This window comes from Halomonas sp. Mc5H-6 (assembly GCF_024124705.1).
Taxonomy (GTDB): domain Bacteria; phylum Pseudomonadota; class Gammaproteobacteria; order Pseudomonadales; family Halomonadaceae; genus Vreelandella; species Vreelandella subterranea.
On sequence record NZ_JAMXSI010000002.1, the window covers coordinates 322,586 to 339,053 of the forward strand.

General features: G+C 59.1%; 15 protein-coding genes. 8 read left to right on the forward strand and 7 right to left on the reverse strand.

Annotated elements, in window-relative coordinates; all coding sequences use genetic code 11:
• Positions 1-120: 120 nt before the first annotated feature.
• Both NH395_RS04930 and NH395_RS04935 read right to left on the reverse strand, forming a co-directional pair.
• On the reverse strand, positions 121-1,122 hold the full coding sequence (locus tag NH395_RS04930) for an NADP-dependent oxidoreductase (RefSeq protein WP_253022827.1): 1,002 nt from the start codon (positions 1,120-1,122) through the stop codon (positions 121-123).
• Positions 1,123-1,312: 190 nt separating this feature from the next.
• Entirely contained in the window at positions 1,313-1,699 is a 387-nt protein-coding gene (locus NH395_RS04935; RefSeq protein WP_066319673.1) for a septal ring lytic transglycosylase RlpA family protein, read from the reverse strand.
• A 315-nt stretch (positions 1,700-2,014) separates the two neighbouring features.
• On the opposite strand from NH395_RS04935, the gene NH395_RS04940 reads away from it, so the two are divergent.
• The gene (locus tag NH395_RS04940) at positions 2,015-3,130 is read left to right on the forward strand and encodes a hypothetical protein (RefSeq protein WP_253022829.1); all 1,116 of its coding nucleotides are present in this window, start codon (positions 2,015-2,017) and stop codon (positions 3,128-3,130) included.
• Between the two features lie 17 nt (positions 3,131-3,147).
• Here the strand turns inward: NH395_RS04940 and NH395_RS04945 are convergent, their stop codons facing one another.
• The gene (locus tag NH395_RS04945; protein WP_253022831.1) at positions 3,148-4,026 is read right to left on the reverse strand and encodes a DMT family transporter; all 879 of its coding nucleotides are present in this window, start codon (positions 4,024-4,026) and stop codon (positions 3,148-3,150) included.
• 104 nt (positions 4,027-4,130) lie between these two features.
• Between NH395_RS04945 and NH395_RS04950 the strand changes: the two genes are divergently transcribed.
• Both NH395_RS04950 and NH395_RS04955 read left to right on the forward strand, forming a co-directional pair.
• Positions 4,131-5,009 (forward strand): LysR substrate-binding domain-containing protein, encoded by an 879-nt coding sequence (locus tag NH395_RS04950; RefSeq protein ID WP_199283838.1) that lies wholly within the window; start codon positions 4,131-4,133, stop codon positions 5,007-5,009.
• Between the two features lie 107 nt (positions 5,010-5,116).
• On the forward strand, positions 5,117-5,674 hold the full coding sequence (locus NH395_RS04955; RefSeq protein WP_253022833.1) for a cytochrome b: 558 nt from the start codon (positions 5,117-5,119) through the stop codon (positions 5,672-5,674).
• Positions 5,675-5,678: 4 nt separating this feature from the next.
• Here the strand turns inward: NH395_RS04955 and NH395_RS04960 are convergent, their stop codons facing one another.
• Both NH395_RS04960 and NH395_RS04965 read right to left on the reverse strand, forming a co-directional pair.
• On the reverse strand, positions 5,679-7,448 hold the full coding sequence (locus NH395_RS04960) for a diguanylate cyclase (RefSeq protein ID WP_253022834.1): 1,770 nt from the start codon (positions 7,446-7,448) through the stop codon (positions 5,679-5,681).
• 273 nt (positions 7,449-7,721) lie between these two features.
• Entirely contained in the window at positions 7,722-8,591 is an 870-nt protein-coding gene (locus NH395_RS04965; RefSeq protein WP_253022836.1) for a LysR family transcriptional regulator ArgP, read from the reverse strand.
• A 195-nt stretch (positions 8,592-8,786) separates the two neighbouring features.
• On the opposite strand from NH395_RS04965, the gene NH395_RS04970 reads away from it, so the two are divergent.
• From NH395_RS04970 to NH395_RS04985, 4 genes are all read left to right on the forward strand, one after another.
• The gene (locus NH395_RS04970; RefSeq protein WP_253022838.1) at positions 8,787-10,082 is read left to right on the forward strand and encodes an imelysin family protein; all 1,296 of its coding nucleotides are present in this window, start codon (positions 8,787-8,789) and stop codon (positions 10,080-10,082) included.
• A 93-nt stretch (positions 10,083-10,175) separates the two neighbouring features.
• Positions 10,176-11,627 (forward strand): di-heme oxidoredictase family protein, encoded by a 1,452-nt coding sequence (locus tag NH395_RS04975; protein WP_253022840.1) that lies wholly within the window; start codon positions 10,176-10,178, stop codon positions 11,625-11,627.
• Positions 11,628-11,670: 43 nt separating this feature from the next.
• Positions 11,671-12,696 (forward strand): imelysin family protein, encoded by a 1,026-nt coding sequence (locus NH395_RS04980; RefSeq protein WP_253022842.1) that lies wholly within the window; start codon positions 11,671-11,673, stop codon positions 12,694-12,696.
• A gap of 3 nt (positions 12,697-12,699) precedes the next feature.
• Positions 12,700-13,788: a DUF1513 domain-containing protein gene (locus tag NH395_RS04985; protein WP_253022844.1), complete on the forward strand. Its 1,089-nt coding sequence runs from the start codon at positions 12,700-12,702 to the stop codon at positions 13,786-13,788.
• Positions 13,789-13,803: 15 nt separating this feature from the next.
• On the opposite strand, the gene NH395_RS04990 is transcribed toward NH395_RS04985, so the two are convergent.
• Positions 13,804-14,607 carry a metal ABC transporter permease gene (locus tag NH395_RS04990; protein ID WP_253022846.1) on the reverse strand — a complete coding sequence of 268 codons (804 nt, stop codon included), beginning with the start codon at positions 14,605-14,607 and terminating at the stop codon, positions 13,804-13,806.
• On the reverse strand, positions 14,597-15,337 hold the full coding sequence (locus NH395_RS04995) for a metal ABC transporter ATP-binding protein (RefSeq protein WP_253022847.1): 741 nt from the start codon (positions 15,335-15,337) through the stop codon (positions 14,597-14,599). The genes NH395_RS04990 and NH395_RS04995 overlap by 11 nt, the downstream gene beginning before the upstream one ends.
• Positions 15,338-15,475: 138 nt before the next feature.
• Between NH395_RS04995 and NH395_RS05000 the strand changes: the two genes are divergently transcribed.
• Entirely contained in the window at positions 15,476-16,459 is a 984-nt protein-coding gene (locus NH395_RS05000) for a zinc ABC transporter substrate-binding protein (RefSeq protein ID WP_253022848.1), read from the forward strand.
• The last annotated feature ends 9 nt before the right edge of the window (positions 16,460-16,468 follow it).

The window sequence follows — 16,468 nt, forward strand, 5'->3', positions numbered from 1 at the left end:
CAATGGTCTAACGATTTTATGTGTTTCTCAATGATATGAAGGGTCAGGTAAATGAAAAAGCCGCGCTGGAAGACCAGGCGCGGCTTAAATACACAACAGTGAGTGGCGTTCAGTGCAGCATCAATTCAACTTGACCAGCATCTTGCCGGTATTGTCGCCATCGAACAGTGCCAGAAACGCATCGGGGGTGTTTTCCAGCCCTTCTTTGACGGTTTCTTTATAGTCGAGCTTGCCGTCGACGACCTGGGGGGCGACTTCCTTGAGGAAGTCCGGGTAATGTTGCCAATGATCCGCCACGATGAAGCCCTGCATTCTCGCTTTGCGCACCACAAGCTGGGCCAGGTTGCTGGGGCCGGGTACCGGTGTCTTGGCGTTGTAGCTGTCAATCATGCCGCAGACCGCAATCCGTGCGCCCTCGTTCAACTGGCTTAGCGCCGCTTCCAGGCAGGTGCCACCGACGTTTTCAAACACCACGTCAATGCCTTTGGGGCTGGCCAACTGGATGGCATTGCCAAGCTCTTCGGCGCTCCGGTCACGGTAGCTCACGGGTTCGATATGCAGCGATTCCAGCCAGGCGAGTTTGTTGGCCGCGCCCGCAATGCCTACCACGTGGCAGCCTTTTGCTTTCGCCAACTGCACCGCCAGTGAGCCGACGGCACCGCTGGCGGCACTGACCAGAACGTTATCGCCAGGCTGACAGTTGGCTATCCGGTTAAGCCCTGTCCAGGCGGTCATACCCGGCATTCCCAGCACGCCCAGGTAGGCCTGTTCGGCCACGCCAAAGTCCGGCAGCACTTGAACACTCTCGGAGGAAATCTGTGCAATATCGCGCCAGCCGCCCATATGACCGACCAGATCACCTTCTTTCAGGCGCTCGTCGCGTGAGGCAATGACTTTGCCAATGGCACCGCCTTCCATGGGCTTGCCCAGCTCAAATGGCGGCACGTAAGTGTGCAGGCCGGTCATTCGGCCGCGCATGTAAGGATCTACCGAAAGCCAATGGTTGCGGATGCGGACTTCGCCGGGGGCGAGATCCGGGAGCGTTTGGGTTTCCAGTTGAAAGAGTTCGCGTTCGGGGCGACCTTCCGGATAACGGCTTAGCGTAAAAAAGCGTGACTGCATGGTGCCTCCAGCGACGATGTTCTTCAAAGCGGTGCTCTTGAAACGGTGTTTTGAATAACGTTCCGTGTTACTTAGAGACCGTTAGCGTGCTTGATAGTTTCGCCGCGAATCCTGGCAAAGGACGCACAAAAAAACAACGGGCGCTTGAGCGCCCGTTGATGTGAATGCAGTAGGTCGTGGTAGGGCGTCGCTAGTTCAGCAGCGTCACCATAACCGGTGCGACGCCGCGCTTCAGCATGCCCAACTCACGCGCTGCGCTTTTGGACAGATCAATGATACGCCCTTGCACGTAAGGGCCGCGGTCATTGATCAGGACCTCGACTTCTTGTCCGGTATCAGGGCGCTTTACCAGCACCTTGCTTCCAAAGGGAAGGCTCGGGTGCGCGGCGGTCAGCGCCTTTTGGTCAAAGGCGTCACCACTGGCGGTGGTTGCGCCTTGAAAGCGGTCGCTGTAGAAGGACGCAACGCCGCGCTGTGTATCGGCTGGTGTCCCGTGTGCCAGAGCGCTATTCACTGCCGTTGTGAATACGGCTATGGCAAAGCAAAAACTCAATAACGTGTGTTTGATAGCTCCCATAGGAGTACCTCAGTGTGTCGTGTCGCGGGTTTCGCATTCATCGATGAGGTGCCAATTTGGCTATTGGATAGTAACGCTGGACCTTATCCTGGGCAAGCTTTTAGAAGATCGGCGCCATTGGCCTCATGTTGGCCTCTCTTGTGTATAATATCTGGCGCCTTTTAATTCAGCGGCTTATCCAGGGCCGTTGATGGCATCATGTTTATAAAAAAAACCAAACCAGATGAGGCTGCCAACCCAATGGCGGCGATTATGCGCATATAATGCCGGATTGAACCCGACGATATCTATCTGCCACAAGATCAAGGATTGCTCATGGCTAAATCTTCTTCGCTTGGTTATCTGCTTGTCGCCGTTGGCGGCGGTGTTATCGGCTTTTTGGCGGCACAGGCCATTACGCTCAATATACCGTCCGAGCTAACACCCGATTCTCAAACCGACCAGGACACTGCTGAGTCGAGCCGTTTGGCAGGTCTTGAGCGCGTCACCTTGGGGGAGCGCTTGAGAGGGGAGGTGACCTCTGAAAGTGCGCTCAACGGCAATGATGGCAGCCGTTTCGAGCGCTATGTCATCGCGCTGGATGAAGACGATTTGGTAGAGGTATCGCTGGCGGGAGCACTCAAAGGCGTGGTGGCGCTCTATGATGACCAGCTTCAACTGCTGGGTAGCGCCGAGGTATTGCGCCAGCGCATCGAGCAAAGCGGCGACTACATGCTGGCGGTCAGTGGTGCAGACGCCCAAAGCTACGGCCCTTTCACCCTTGAAAGCCGTCGCCTTGAGCTCAGCGATACGGACACCCTGGCGTTGGATACGCCGCTGGATAGCTGGCTTCAGAGCGATGAGCGTGACTATACGTTCACGATTGAAGAGGCGGGCATGTACGACATTGACATGCGTTCCGATGAATTCGACGCCTACCTGGTGCTGGAAGGGCCCAATGGCTACTACCGCGAGGATGACGACAGCGCGGGTAACCTGAATGCGCGTATCGCCGATTTTCTGGCGCCCGGCGACTATCAAGTGACAGCACGTTCGGCCTACGGTGACGGCGAAGGTGTCTTTACACTGGCGCTGACGCCCCGTGAGTTGCCCAGCGATACCCAACTGCGTAATGCGGGTGAGCTGACCCCGGGCGAGTCGCTCAATGGCTGGTACAGCGGTGAGTCGTTGACCTATGAGCTCACCCTCGCCGAAACATCCAGCGTCACGCTCGACATGCGTTCCAGCGATTTCGATACGTATCTTGAGCTTGACGGCAACGGCGTTGCGTTGAGCGATGATGACGGGGCAGGGGGCACGGACTCGCGCATAACCGAACAGCTGTTACCCGGTACCTACACAGTCACCGCCCGGGGCTACAGTAATACCGCCAGCGGCTTATTTGAGCTTAGTACTCGCGCTGAGCCAAGCGAGGGAGAGCCTCAGCTGTAAGCGGGATGTGCCTGGCATTAACGACCAGCTTTCAGGCAGCCCACGACCACCAGGGCGCCAGCCACCGGCAGGCGCCAGTCCAGCGTGCTCATGCCGGCCAATACCAACAGCAGCGCTGCCAGAATGGGGACACCATAAGCAAGACTGCCCACCAAGCTGGTATGCCCCCAGCGCAGCGCTTTATCCCAGGCCACCATGGCGATGCCGTAAGGGCCAAGACCCAGTGCCATGCCGGTCAGCACCGCTTCACTGCTGGGTAATGCAATCTGCCCTTCGAGTAACGCACTCGCGGCCGCGGCCATCGCACAGGCAATCAGCAGTAAACGCGGCAGCAACGGCGTTAGCGGTACCGGTGCTACTTGGCTAAGCCAGGAATAAAGTGCCCAGCAGCAGGCGGCTAAAAGCGCCAGCGCATAACCGGTTAGCGCAGTGTCGCCCCCACCCCCAGACGCTTGCGGGATCAGCAGCAGGGCCGCACCGGAAAAGGCAATCAGCGCACCGACCAATCCGCCCATCCGCAAACGACCCAACCGGCTCCACTGGCTGAGCAGCACGAACAGTACCGGCCAGGTATAGGTGATCAATGCCGCTTCAGCCGCGGGGGCCAGCCGCATGCCGATAAAATACGTGCTGACGGCACCAATGATCAGCAGCGGAATACCCAGCCAAATGCTTAGCTGCCAGGTGTGGCCACAGCTGGCAACGTTAACCCGTCGACTCAGCGGAAGTGTTGCCAATGCGCCCGCCAGCAGCGTCAAGGCCGTGAGCTGAAGCGGCGGCGTGGCGCGGGCATAATCGGCCAGAAGGGGGGCGGCACTCCAGAGCATCACGGCCACCAGCGCCGCGCCAACACTATAGCTACGTGGAAACACAACGAGTGGATTGACGGGATGCATGAGCGGTCTCCTGACTTGCCTTGAAATGACCTGCACAGCATACTCATTGCCAACACATCACAATATCGATCTTTTTTGATCATTTTTATCAAGGAATATGATGTATGAGGGCGCCGACGCTGGATCTGACGTTACTCCGCACGCTAGTGGCAATCGCCGACACCGGCAGCGTGACGGCGGCTGCAAAACGCCTGGCCTATACCCAGTCGACCGTCAGCATGCAGCTTCAGCGTCTGGAAACCCAGCTGGCGCTGACCCTTCACGAGCGTGAAGGGCGCAAACTCCGCTTTACCCCGGATGGAGAACGGTTGCTTAACCATGCCCGTCGCTTGTTGATCCTCAATGACGAAGCCTGGAGCGACATGCAGGCGCGCCAGGTGGGCGGTGAGCTGACCCTGGGCATCCCGGAAGACTACGCCTCATTATTGCCTTCCGTGTTTGCCTACTTTCACCAGCTATACCCGGGCGTGGGGCTTCAGGTCAGGTGCGGTACCAGTGGCGACCTGGTGGAACGCGTAAAACGTGCCGAGCTGGATTTGGCGCTGGTGACCCGGCAGCGTAATTCCCCAGGCGGCGAGATCATTCGTCGCGAGCCTTTGATATGGGCGGTAGGCGTTAACCAGCAGCCATCGCTAACCGACCCGCTGCCACTGGCACTGTATTCACCTGGTGCGGATGTGTTTCGTGAGATCGCCGAACAGGCGCTGAAAAACGCCGGACGCGACTGGCGCGTCGCCTATACCAGTCAATCCATGGCAGGGCTGGCGCCTATCGTGACGGCCGGGTTGGCGGTAGTGGTGGTGACGCGGAGCATGCTGACGCCGCTGTTAAGGCCGCTTGACGAGGCCAGTGGCATGCCGTCGCTGCCGATGATTGAACTGGCCCTCCATCGCGCACCGCATCGCCCCTCGGAACCCGCACGTCGGCTGGGCGAACTGATTCGGGAGCAATTGGCCGCACCGGTTGATGCCTGGGCGCCCTGACGGCAAGCGTTGACGGTGACAAGTCGGCTTTAGCAGCGAAGTTGCCCAGAACTCGCTAAACTAAGCGCAACTAAGCGAATTCTGGGCGGTTGTAGAGGGAGCACAGCATGCACGAGTTAGACCACTATATTTACCCTCACCGGGTACTCCACTGGCTGGTCGCGGGGGCGGCGCTACTCTCGCTGGCGAGCGGTTTGACGCTGGGTTTTCTGGGCTTTGAACGAACGGTAGAGCTGATCGGCACGGGGTTTACAAACCTGCTATACACCAGTCATAAAACGCTGGGCGTGACCATACTGTTGCTCATGACATTGCGTATCGTCACCCGTATTGCGTTCGTGGTACCCGACCACGACCCGCCCTTGAACGGCTTCGAACGTATTGTCAGCACCAGCGTGCATCATCTGCTCTACGCGGCCTTGATCGTGATGCCGCTATTGGGCTGGGCGGCAACGGCCAGCGGCGGTTTCCCGGTAGAGTTCTTTCATTGGCATCTGCCAGGGCTGATTGGCGAACGTCCGGCGCTTTCCGAGCGGCTCTTTACCTGGCATGGTTGGCTCGGCTGGGCCATTGTGGTGCTGGTAACCCTGCATGTATTGGGCGCGCTTTATCACTGGCGCATCAAGCGCGACAACGTGATGACGCGGATGAGCCTGTTTGACTAACGCCTTACGGCTTTGCTGAATAATAGCGTATAGCACGGTCGGCTCGGCTGGCTTTAACGTCGTACATTTTTTCATCGGCTTCGCAGATCAGGTTCTTCAAACAATCGTGATCACCTTGGCTGATGCTCATGCCAATGCTGACGTCAATGCTGACCAGCTCACCACAAGGGAGTTTGATGGGCTTGCGTATGGCGGCATTGAGGCGTTGGCGAATGTCGTTGAGGACGGTGACGTCGTCAATGCCTTCAATCAACAAAATGAACTCGTCCCCGCCAAAACGGGCGCAGCGGTCATGCGCACGGGCCAGGTGTTCGATACGCTTGGCGACCTGTTGAAGCACAAAATCCCCGGCTTCATGCCCATATTGATCGTTAATGGGCTTGAAACGGTCCAGATCGAGCATGAAAAGCGCCACGGGTTGCCCGATATGCTGAGCGCGTTGGAGGGCTTTTTCGGCGCAGTCGGTGAGGCCTTTACGGTTCAATAGCCCGGTCAGCATGTCGCGAGTGGCGAGACGTTCGAGCGCTTTTGTGCGGTCGGCCACTTTTTGTTCCAGCACCGCTTCCTGGCGTTTCAGCGTCATCAGCATTTCGTTCTGAGCGCTTTCTTTTTGTCGCTTCAGCTTGTTGAAGCGGGCGGCCAGGGCAAACGATAACAAGAGCATTTCCATTGCCGAGCCAATCTGAATGCCGTGCAAGGTAATAAAATTGGCCGGCAAAATGCCGAGATTGCGCAGCGCAAACACGCAGGCGCCAACCAGAAACAATGACCATGCCAAGACAAATATCCGCGCGCTGGGTACGCGCTGCGTGATGCAGTAGATACCGCATATCAGGATCGTCAGCGCAGCCATGAACCCGGTCACGTCCATCAGGCGCAGGGCCGGTTGAATAGGTAGAAACACCGTCGCCACGAGCGCGAGCAGGCAGTAGACGCGGAAATAGCTCAACAGGCGGTGCCAGCGGGGCGTGAAGTTTTTCGTTTCAAGAAAGCTTTGGGCAAAAAACGTACCCATGGTCGAGGCGAAGATGAAACCAATAGCGACCAAGCGTGAGGTGTTTTCGCCCAGGGCGCTCCAGAACATCAGGGTGCCGATGCCGTTGAAGGTTAAAATCGCGACGGTAAAGCCCAGCGTAAATAGCGAATAATATAAAAATACGCGCTCTTTGAGACCGAAAAATAACAACAGGTTATAAAGACCAAGGCCCAGCAATATGCCGAAATAGGTCGCGAGCCAGAAGTTATGCCGGTCATTCTGCTGGTAGAACGCCTGCTCGGAGAGCAGGTTATAGTTCAGCATCTTGCTGCCCGCCGCATTGACCCTGGCGTATAGGGTAACCGTTTCGCCCGGCGCCAGATTTAACGGAAATACCGCCTGACGATGGGCAAGCTCTCGTTGCTCTATGGGCACGGCGCTGCCGCTTATCTTTTGTTCATTATAATGTTCACGCATTACATGAAGCGTCACGCGATCCAGAAAGGGATATTCAAATTCAACGATCCAGCGCTGGGTATGTGCCGTTGGGTTTTCGACCTGGGTGCGCAGCCATACCTCGTCGGGTGTATAGCCAAAATTCAGGTCGCTTTTGTGCTGAGCCTGAGTGAACGATGGGTCGCGCTCAAGCAGCTCGTCAAGCGTAAGAGGCGCATCGCTCTGCCAGAACTGGGTGTGGTCGGTAAGCGAATAGCGAGACTGATCGACCGAGGTGGTCAGCGAAGCGGCAGCTGGCTGCCAGCTGGCTATCCAGCCTATCAGCAGCAAAAGTAAGCCCACGCAAACCTGGCGGTGTAACAAACATGCATGCATAGGAGGTCGCTTTGGTTATGTTTTTTTGACCCCGTGCTGTTGTCCCTTAGCGCGGTTACCGATATCGGGGCATTGGCTTGGTTATCACAAAGGAAGCTTAAGATACTCTGGCAGCTGCGTCGTTTTGATGACACGTATTGCGTCAACGATAATTCAGCCTTTCACCGTAGGACTGCCGACCTTTAATGGGCTAGTGCCATTGTAGAAGGATTATGCCACCGCGTAAGAAAAATGGATGATCTAGATCAAGGTGACTTGCGACAGTCGTTCGGTGAGCCGCTGAACCAAGGTGCCGCTATGTCGCCAGTAATGCCAATAGAGCGGGACGCTGAGCGCTTGTCCTGGCGCAATGCTGACCAGTTGGCCGCTGTTGATCAGTGCATGGGTCTGTAATTGGGGCATCATGCCATAGCCAATGCCAGCCGCAGCCAGCCGGATAAACCCCTCCGATGAGGGACATAGGTGGTAGGGAAAGCGGCCATGGTAGCCGCACTGGGCGAGAAACTGGTGCTGCAACTGATCATGGGGGCCGAAGACGATGGCTGGTGCTTGTTGAAAAGCGTCATCGCTGGGTCCTTCCGGGAAGTGCCGCGCCGCATAGTCAGGTGAAGCGAGCGGATGGTAGTGCATTTCGCCCAGCGCCAGACTGCGCGCCCCGGCAATCGGCTGCGGTGTGGCGCACAGGCAGGCCGCGACATCGCCGTCGCGCAAACGTTTGAGGCCGACGTCCTGATCCTCGATAACAAGATCCAGCAAAAGCCCCTCAGCCTGGCAGATGTCGGCAATCGCCTCGGCCCACCAGGTCACGACGCTATCCGCGTTAATCGCAATGCGCAGACGAGGAGCGGGATCATCCAGCGTGGGCAATGAGCCGCGCAGGTCGCGTTCTAACAGCTGGACCTGCTGGTAATGGGTTAACAGCCGCTGGCCTGCCGGGGTCGGTGCCAGGTGTGGGTGGCGGATCAACACGGGCTGCCCTAACCGCACTTCCAGGGCTTTCAAACGTTGGGAGACGGCCGATTGCGATAGGCCCAGCACGTCCCCTGCGCGCTCAAAACCGCCACATTCCACCACGGTTGCCAGGGCATGGAGCAGTTTGTAATCGAGCATAGTGATGTTCCCGGGGCAGCAGACAATGACGCAGGGCAAACAATGGCGATTGTATCCAGCAATATGCGTTATAGGGCATCAAATAAGATTGAATCCCAGGGGCTAATGGATTACATTTCATTTTGAGGCTCAATAACAACCCTAGCATTTTACTTTAGCCGTTTCTGTAAGATCTTAACCTAAAAGGATACTGTCATGCCCGCCACCATGCCCCGTCGCCCTCTTGCAGGCATCGTTGCGCTTAGCGCGCTGATGCCTTTTGCCTCGGTTTTTGCCGACACCGCCGCTGACGATACCGTTAGCGCCGATGCGGTGGTGACTCACTACGCCGACCTGGCGCATGCCAATTACGCCGATGCGCTCAACGCCGCCGAGGTGTTGAACGAGCGTATCGACGAATTGCTTGCCAACCCCACCGCCGAAAACCTGAATGCCGCCAAGCAAGCCTGGCTGCAAGCGCGTATTCCTTATCAGCAGAGTGAAGTGTTTCGTTTCGGCAATGCCGTGGTGGACGATTGGGAAGGGCAGTTGAACGCCTGGCCTCTCGATGAGGGCATGATCGATTACGTCGAAGGCGATGACTACCAGCACGAACTGGGTAATGAAGGCGCCACCGCGAATATCATTGCCAACGAGCAAATCACTGTCGGCGGCGAGAGCCTGGACGTCAGCGAGATCACCCCAGAACTCCTCGCCGACCTGAATGAAATCGGCGGTTCGGAAGCCAACGTCGCCAGCGGCTACCATGCCATCGAGTTCCTGCTCTGGGGCCAGGATCTGCATGGCTTTGAGGCAGGCAACGGCGAGCGCCCGGTGAGCGATTATCAAACCGGCGACGACTGCACCCATGGTCACTGCGACCGCCGCCGTACTTACCTGGATGCAGTATCCGACCTGTTGGTCGACGATCTGGAGTGGATGGTGGCCCAGTGGGCACCGGACAGCGACGACAACTATCGCCAGGAACTGCTGGCGGAGAGCGATCAGGAAGGCCTGCGGCGCATGCTGTTTGGCATGGGGTCGCTGTCTCTGGGAGAACTGGCGGGTGAGCGCTTGAAGGTCGCTCTTGAAGCCAACTCATTCGAGGATGAACACGACTGCTTCAGTGACAATACCCACAACTCCCACTACTACAACGGTCAGGGTATTCAGAATATCTACACTGGCACCTATCAGCGCCTTGACGGCAGCGTGGTCGAGGGGCCGTCCCTTGAAGACCTGTTGGCGCAGGAAGATAGCGAGTTGGCCCATGAGCTTCGTCAGCAGCTCGACGCCACCATGGCGCGCCTGGATGCGATCAAACAGGCGGCTGAGGCGGAAAGCTCGCCAATGGCGTTTGACATGATGATTGCCCCTGGTAACGAGCAGGGCAGCGAATTGATCAACGACGCGATACTCACCCTGGTGGCACAAACGGGCTCCATCGAGCAGGCTGCCGGTGAGCTGGGCGTCACCTCGCTACAGCCTGATGACGCTGGTCACCAGTTCTAGACCGGGCTAGCGTCAATCCTGAGCCGCCGATAGTATGACTGTCGAGCGGCTCTGTTGCTTTGTATACCGCATCATCCCTTTCAAGGTATCACCATGTACCGCTTACCCCGGTTTATGATCTTCGCCAAGAGGCTGCCCAGCGCATTTACCCGCAGTAGCGCCATCCTGGCCCTGCTGGTAGCGCCCTTGCAGGCCGCTGAATCGCCTACCCAGGCGTACCCTGTTCAAACGACACCCATGAGCGGTGGCGACGGGTCGGTGGAACAGTTCGACCACAATGCCTACTCGCTGCCGCTGGGCAATATGTCGATGACCAAGCGGCTGGATTTCAGCGTCGGCAATAGCTTCTTCCGCAACCCCTGGGTGGCGGCCCCCGCCAGCACCGAGGCCCGTGATGGCCTGGGCCCGCTCTTCAATACCAATAGCTGCCAGGGCTGCCACATAAAAGATGGTCGGGGGCATCCACCGACAGGGGACGAAAACCCTATCGCGCTTTTTCTGCGCCTTTCGCTGCCTGCGCAGCAAGCAGAACCCGAGGTTCTGGAGCAGCGCGGCGCGCTCCCCGTGCCCAACTACGGCCTGCAGCTACAAACGGCGGCCATCAGCGGTGCCGAACCGGAGGCCAAGATGCTGATCGAGTATCGTCCTCGGGAGGTGACGTTTGCCGATGGCACCAGCGTGACGCTCCAGGAGCCGCTTTACTCGATTGCCGAGCCCGCCTACGGCGAGCTGCCCGAGGATCTGCAGACCTCGCCCCGGCTGGCGCCGCCGATGATTGGGCTGGGGCTGCTGGCGGCGATTCCCGAAGCCGATCTGCTGGCCGCCGCCGACCCTGACGACGCCGACGGCGACGGTATTTCCGGGCGTGCCAATCAGGTCTGGGATCTGCGTACGGGCAGCACCGTTACGGGGCGTTTCGGCTGGAAAGCCGGCGAGCCCAGCATCGAACAGCAGGGCATGCACGCCTTTGCTGGCGATATGGGGCTGACGTCCAGCCTGGTGCCGCAAACCGACTGCATGGCGAGCCAGGACTGCGATGATTTTCCCGATGGCGGAACGCCTGAGGTCAGCGATGACGTGGCCGACTTCGTGACCTTCTACGCTTCCAGCCTGGCGGTGCCGATGCGCCGCAACATGGACGACCCGGCGGTGAAGCAGGGGGCCGAGCGCTTCAATGCCCTGGGCTGCGCCAGCTGCCATACGCCTCGTCATCGTACCGCAGCGGATGCCGACCGCCCGGCGTTAGCGGATCAGATAATATGGCCCTATAGCGACCTGTTGTTACACGACATGGGCGATGCCCTGGCGGACAAGCGCAGCGAGTTCAAGGCTGATGGCCGTGAGTGGCGCACCCCGCCGTTATGGGGCATCGGGCTGGCGCAAACGGTCAATCCCAGGGCGGGATTTCTTCACGATGGCCGCGCCCGCACCCTGGAAGAAGCGATTCTCTGGCACGGGGGCGAAGCTGACGAGGCCACCCAGGGCTACCTTGCGTTGCCCGAAGACCAGCGCGCTGAGCTCATTCGTTTTCTTGAATCCCTGTAAAGGGCGTTGAATGGTTGAAAGGCTTGATTGCCAAGGAGTTTAGATGATGGCTGCGTTTCGACGGTTGGGTTTGCTGGCCTGTGCGTTTTTGGCGGCACCGCTTTCTTTTGCTACGGAGAACACCACCCCACGGGAGATGTGGCACAGCGCCGTGGAGATGCAGTACGCCGAGCTGAGCGTCGCCTCCGAGCGGCTGGAGGCTAGCGCCGCGCGTTTCTGTCAGGGCCCCGACGAAGCACTCAGGCAGCGGCTGGAAGATGACTGGCTGAGCGCCTATCAGGCCTGGCAGGCGGTGCGCTTTATCCAGTTTGGCCCGGTGGAGCAGAACAGCCGGGGCTGGCAGCTGCAGTTCTGGCCGGATCGCAAGAACCTGGTGGGCCGCAAGGTGAACGGCTGGCTGAAAGCGCCCGACGCGCCGGATGCCGAGGCGATTGCCGGTGACAGCGTGGCGATCCAGGGCTTGCCCGCCCTGGAGTACCTGCTTTATGACGATGCCATGGACCAGCAGGCCCTTGGCGAGCCGAATGCCTGTGCACTCATGCAGGCCATCACGACCCATCTTGCGGATACCACCAGTGCCCTGCATCGCGACTGGCAGGCCTTTGGCGAGCACTATCTTGCGACCGCTGACTACACCGAAACCACTCTGGCAAGCGCTATCCAGGCCCTTGAACAGCTTGAAGATAAGCGCCTCGGGGAGCCCATGGGCCTTAAAGGCGCCCCCGCCAACGGCTACCTGGCGGAAGCCTGGCGGAGTGGGCAAACGGTTCGTTTAGTAGAGAGCAGCCTTGAGGGCCTGCGAACCGGCTTCCTGCCCGGCCTTACCGCGCAGCTGCGTGAGGCCGGTGCGTTGCCGCTCGCCGAGGCGTTTCGTGACCAGTTGGACAAGACGCTCGCTCAGGCCAGCGAACAGCCGTCCGGCTTGGTGCCTGCCCTGGACGACGAAGCGGCGTTTCGCGGCCTGCAGTCGCTCTACCTCGATATCAGCCAGCTACGCCACCTGCTGGGCAACGAGATAGCCGCTGAACTGGGGCTGGTGCGCGGCTTCAATTCCAGCGACGGGGATTGAGCCATGCAGCGACGCCAGGTACTCAAGGTAGGCTTGGGCAGCATGGCCGTGGCGCTGACCCCGCTGAGCTGGGCGCTGCCCGCTCGAGAGGAAGTGGATTGGCTGTTTAGCGCGGTGGATGACACCAGCGGCGGGCATTTCATTGCCGGGGTGGCGCTGGATGGCCAGGCCCGCTTTATGATCGAGGTGCCCGAGCGCTGCCACGGCGGTTGCTTGCGGCCGGATTCCCGCCAGGCGGTGCTGTTTGCCCGCCGCCCCGGCACGCGGATGCACGTGATCGATGGCGATAGCCGCCAACTCGCCCACACCATCGACGCCGGGGAGGGCTACCACTTCTATGGCCATGGCGTGTTCGACCCGAGCGGGCGCTACCTGTATGCCACCGCCAATCGCCTGGCGGATAGCGCCGGGCTGGTGCGGGTTTACGATGCGGCCAATGACTACATCCTTGTGCGTGATATGTCACTGGAGGGCATTGGCCCTCACGAGCTGCGGCTGATGCCGGACGGTGACACCCTGGTGATTGGCTTGGGCGGCATTCAGACCCACCCCGACTACGGCCGGGTAAAGCTCAACCTGGACACCATGGCGTCGGCGCTGGTGCTGATGGATCGTCACAGCGGCGAAATCCTGGCCCGCCACGCGCCTTCACACCACCAGCTAAGCTGCCGTCATCTGGACGTAGCCGCGGACAGCACGGTGATTGCGGGTTATCAGTTCGAAGGCCCTGAGTGGGAGATCCATCCGCTGATCTGCCGCCTGGATGCCGCCGGACACTTTTCAGAGTTGGCGCTGCCCGATGAAGTCACCGCCAGCCTGCACCATTACACCGCCAGCGTCGCGTTCAGCCGTGTTTCGGCAAACGTGCTGGTGACCGCACCTCGCGGCAACCGGGTACTGCTGCTGGATGCCGCCCAAGGCAGGCTTGTTGCCAACCTGGCACTGCCCGACGCCGCCGGCGCCCGCTGCGATGGCAACGGCGGCTTTCTGGTCTCCTCCGGCCAGGGCGGGCTCTACCGGGTAACGCCTGACTTGGCAGCGCCTGAACTGCTTGCCAGCCTGGCGCTCCGCTGGGATAACCACCTGACCTGATCAGCGCTGATCTGTTTAGTGCTGACCTAGGTAGCGCACGCCTTGCATGGCGATCGTCGATAGCAGGAAAAATCCAGCGGCCAGGGTGACAATGGTCGGGCCGGTCGGGGTATCGAAGAGGTAAGCCGCTTTAAGCCCCGAGGTGACCGCCAATGCCGCAATGCCCGCCGCCACCAGCGCCATCATTTCAGGGGTTCGGCAGAAGGGACGCGCCGTTGCGGCGGGAATGATCAGCAGGGCGGCAATCAGTAAGGCACCCACAACCTTGAGCGCCACCGCCACGACCATAGCGAGAGAGAGCGTGAGAACTAATTGCTCCCGGCGTGGCTGAATGCCGCTGGCGTGGGCGAGTTCATCGCTGAGCGTGGCGGTCAGCAGTGCCGACCAGCGCCAGCCGAGTAACGCCAACACCATCAGCGTGCCGCCCCCGATGACCCATAAGTCGTCTTTGCCAACGGCCAGAATATCGCCAAATAGATAGGCATTGAGGTCGACACGTACGCCCGATATAAACGAAACGGCAACCAAGCCAATCGCCAGGGCCGAGTGCGCCATGACCCCGAGGAGGGTATCCATGGCATAGCCACGTCCGCTGAGCAACGTCACGCAGGCGGCCATGGTCAGGGCAATCATTAACACGCCTGCAAAAATAGAGATATTAAGCAGTAACGCCAATGCAACGCCGAGAATGGCAGCGTGAGAGGTTGCATCCCCGAAGTACGCCATCCGCCGCCAGACCACAAAGCAACCGAGCGGCGCGGCGGCAAGGGCGACGAAAAGGCCCGCCAGGGTCGCGCGCCACATGAAATCATCCAGCATGGGCAGCTTCCTCGTGTTGGTGGCGATAAACGGCGAGCATTTGGGCTGTCTGCTCGCCGAATAACGCCTGATAGTCTGGGGAGGAGGCAACCCGCTCGGGTTTGCCCTCGCAGCAGATGTGGCCGTTCAGGCACAACACATGATCAGCGGTGCGCATCACCACATGCAGGTCATGGCTCACCATCAAGATCGCGCAGCGATAGGATTGGCGTACTTCTTCAATCTTTTGGTAGAAGTCAGCGATGCCCCGATGGTCAAGCCCCTGCGTGGCTTCGTCGAGAATCAGGATGTCGGGCCTGTTGATGAGCGCTCGGGCCAGCAACACGCGTTGCAACTGCCCGCCGGACAGCTGGCTCATCGCCGCATTGTGTAACCCTTCAACCCCGGCATTTGTCAGCGCCTGGGGCACATCGTCCCGGGGGTGGCGGTGGGGAAGGTTAATAAAGCGCGAGACGGTGATGGGGAGCGTCGGGTCTAGATGCAGCCGCTGTGGCACGTAACCGATATTCAGGCCTGCGTCGATTTCCAGACGGCCTGACGTTGGCTTGATGGCGCCCACCAGCGTTTTAACCAGCGTGGATTTTCCCGACCCGTTGGGGCCAATTAACGTGACGATTTCTTCGCGATGCAGCGCCAGGTGGATGTCTTCAAGAATCGGTTTTCCCCCGATGCGTACGTTGAGCTGGCAGGCACGCAAAAGGGGAGCGCTAGGGGTAATAGATTGGAGCATCAGCAGGCAAACTCTGGCTTACGTATTAATTGTTATGTTATAACATATGTGGTGTGGGCGGCCAAGACAAAATGCGGCCAAAAGCGCTGACCATAAGACGACGATTATTTACCTGCTGTTGACCATTAGGAGAGAGCCATGACGTATCGCTTGGCACATTACGCCTTACCGCTGTTGGTGGGCCTTCCCTTGACGGCCTTGGCCGATGTTCCCCGTGTGGCGGTGGATATCCCGCCCGTGCATTCACTGGTGGCCAAGGTGATGGGTGATCGTGGGTCACCCGAGCTTTTCATCCAGCCCGGCGCATCCCCCCACGGTTATTCACTACGGCCCTCGGAAGCAGACGCCTTGGATAATGCCGATCTGGTTGTATGGGTAAGCAACGATCTAACGCCATGGCTATCAGGCCCGGTGGAGAATCTGGCCGGCGATGCCAGGCATCTGGAGTTGATGCGCGTCTCCGACATCAACACCTTTGCCTATCGCGAAGGCGCGACGTTCGATGTCGCTGACCACGACCACGACCACGACCACGACCACGACCACGACCACGACCACGACCACGACCACGACCATGGTCATGATCATGCCCACCATCACGACGGACAAGACCCGCATGGTTGGATGGATCCTGACAACGCACGGCGTTGGCTCGACGCCATTGCCCAGCAGCTTGGTGAACTGGACCCGGAAAACGCAGATTATTACCGTGACAATGCGGCGAAAGGTCGACAAGCGCTTGAATCACTTGAGCAAGACATCGAAGAGCGCTTGGCTACCAGCGAGAGTACTCGCTTTATCGTGTTCCACGACGCCTATCAGTATTTTGAGAAGGCGTTTGATGTAACGGCAGCGGGCGCGATTTCCATCGGCGATGCCTCCTCACCCAGCCCTGCACGCATTGAAGCTATTCAAACGCTGGTCAACGAAGAGGACATTCACTGCGTCTTCAGCGAGCCGCAGTTTAACCCGCAAATTGTCGAATCAGTCTTTGGCGATACCGATACCTATATCGGCGTCATGGACCCCCTGGGCGTTGACCTAACGCCTGGCCCCGAGCTTTACGACGCGCTGCTCAACCAGATGGCGGATGAAATCCAGCATTGCACAAACGCCATGTGACTGGCTGGA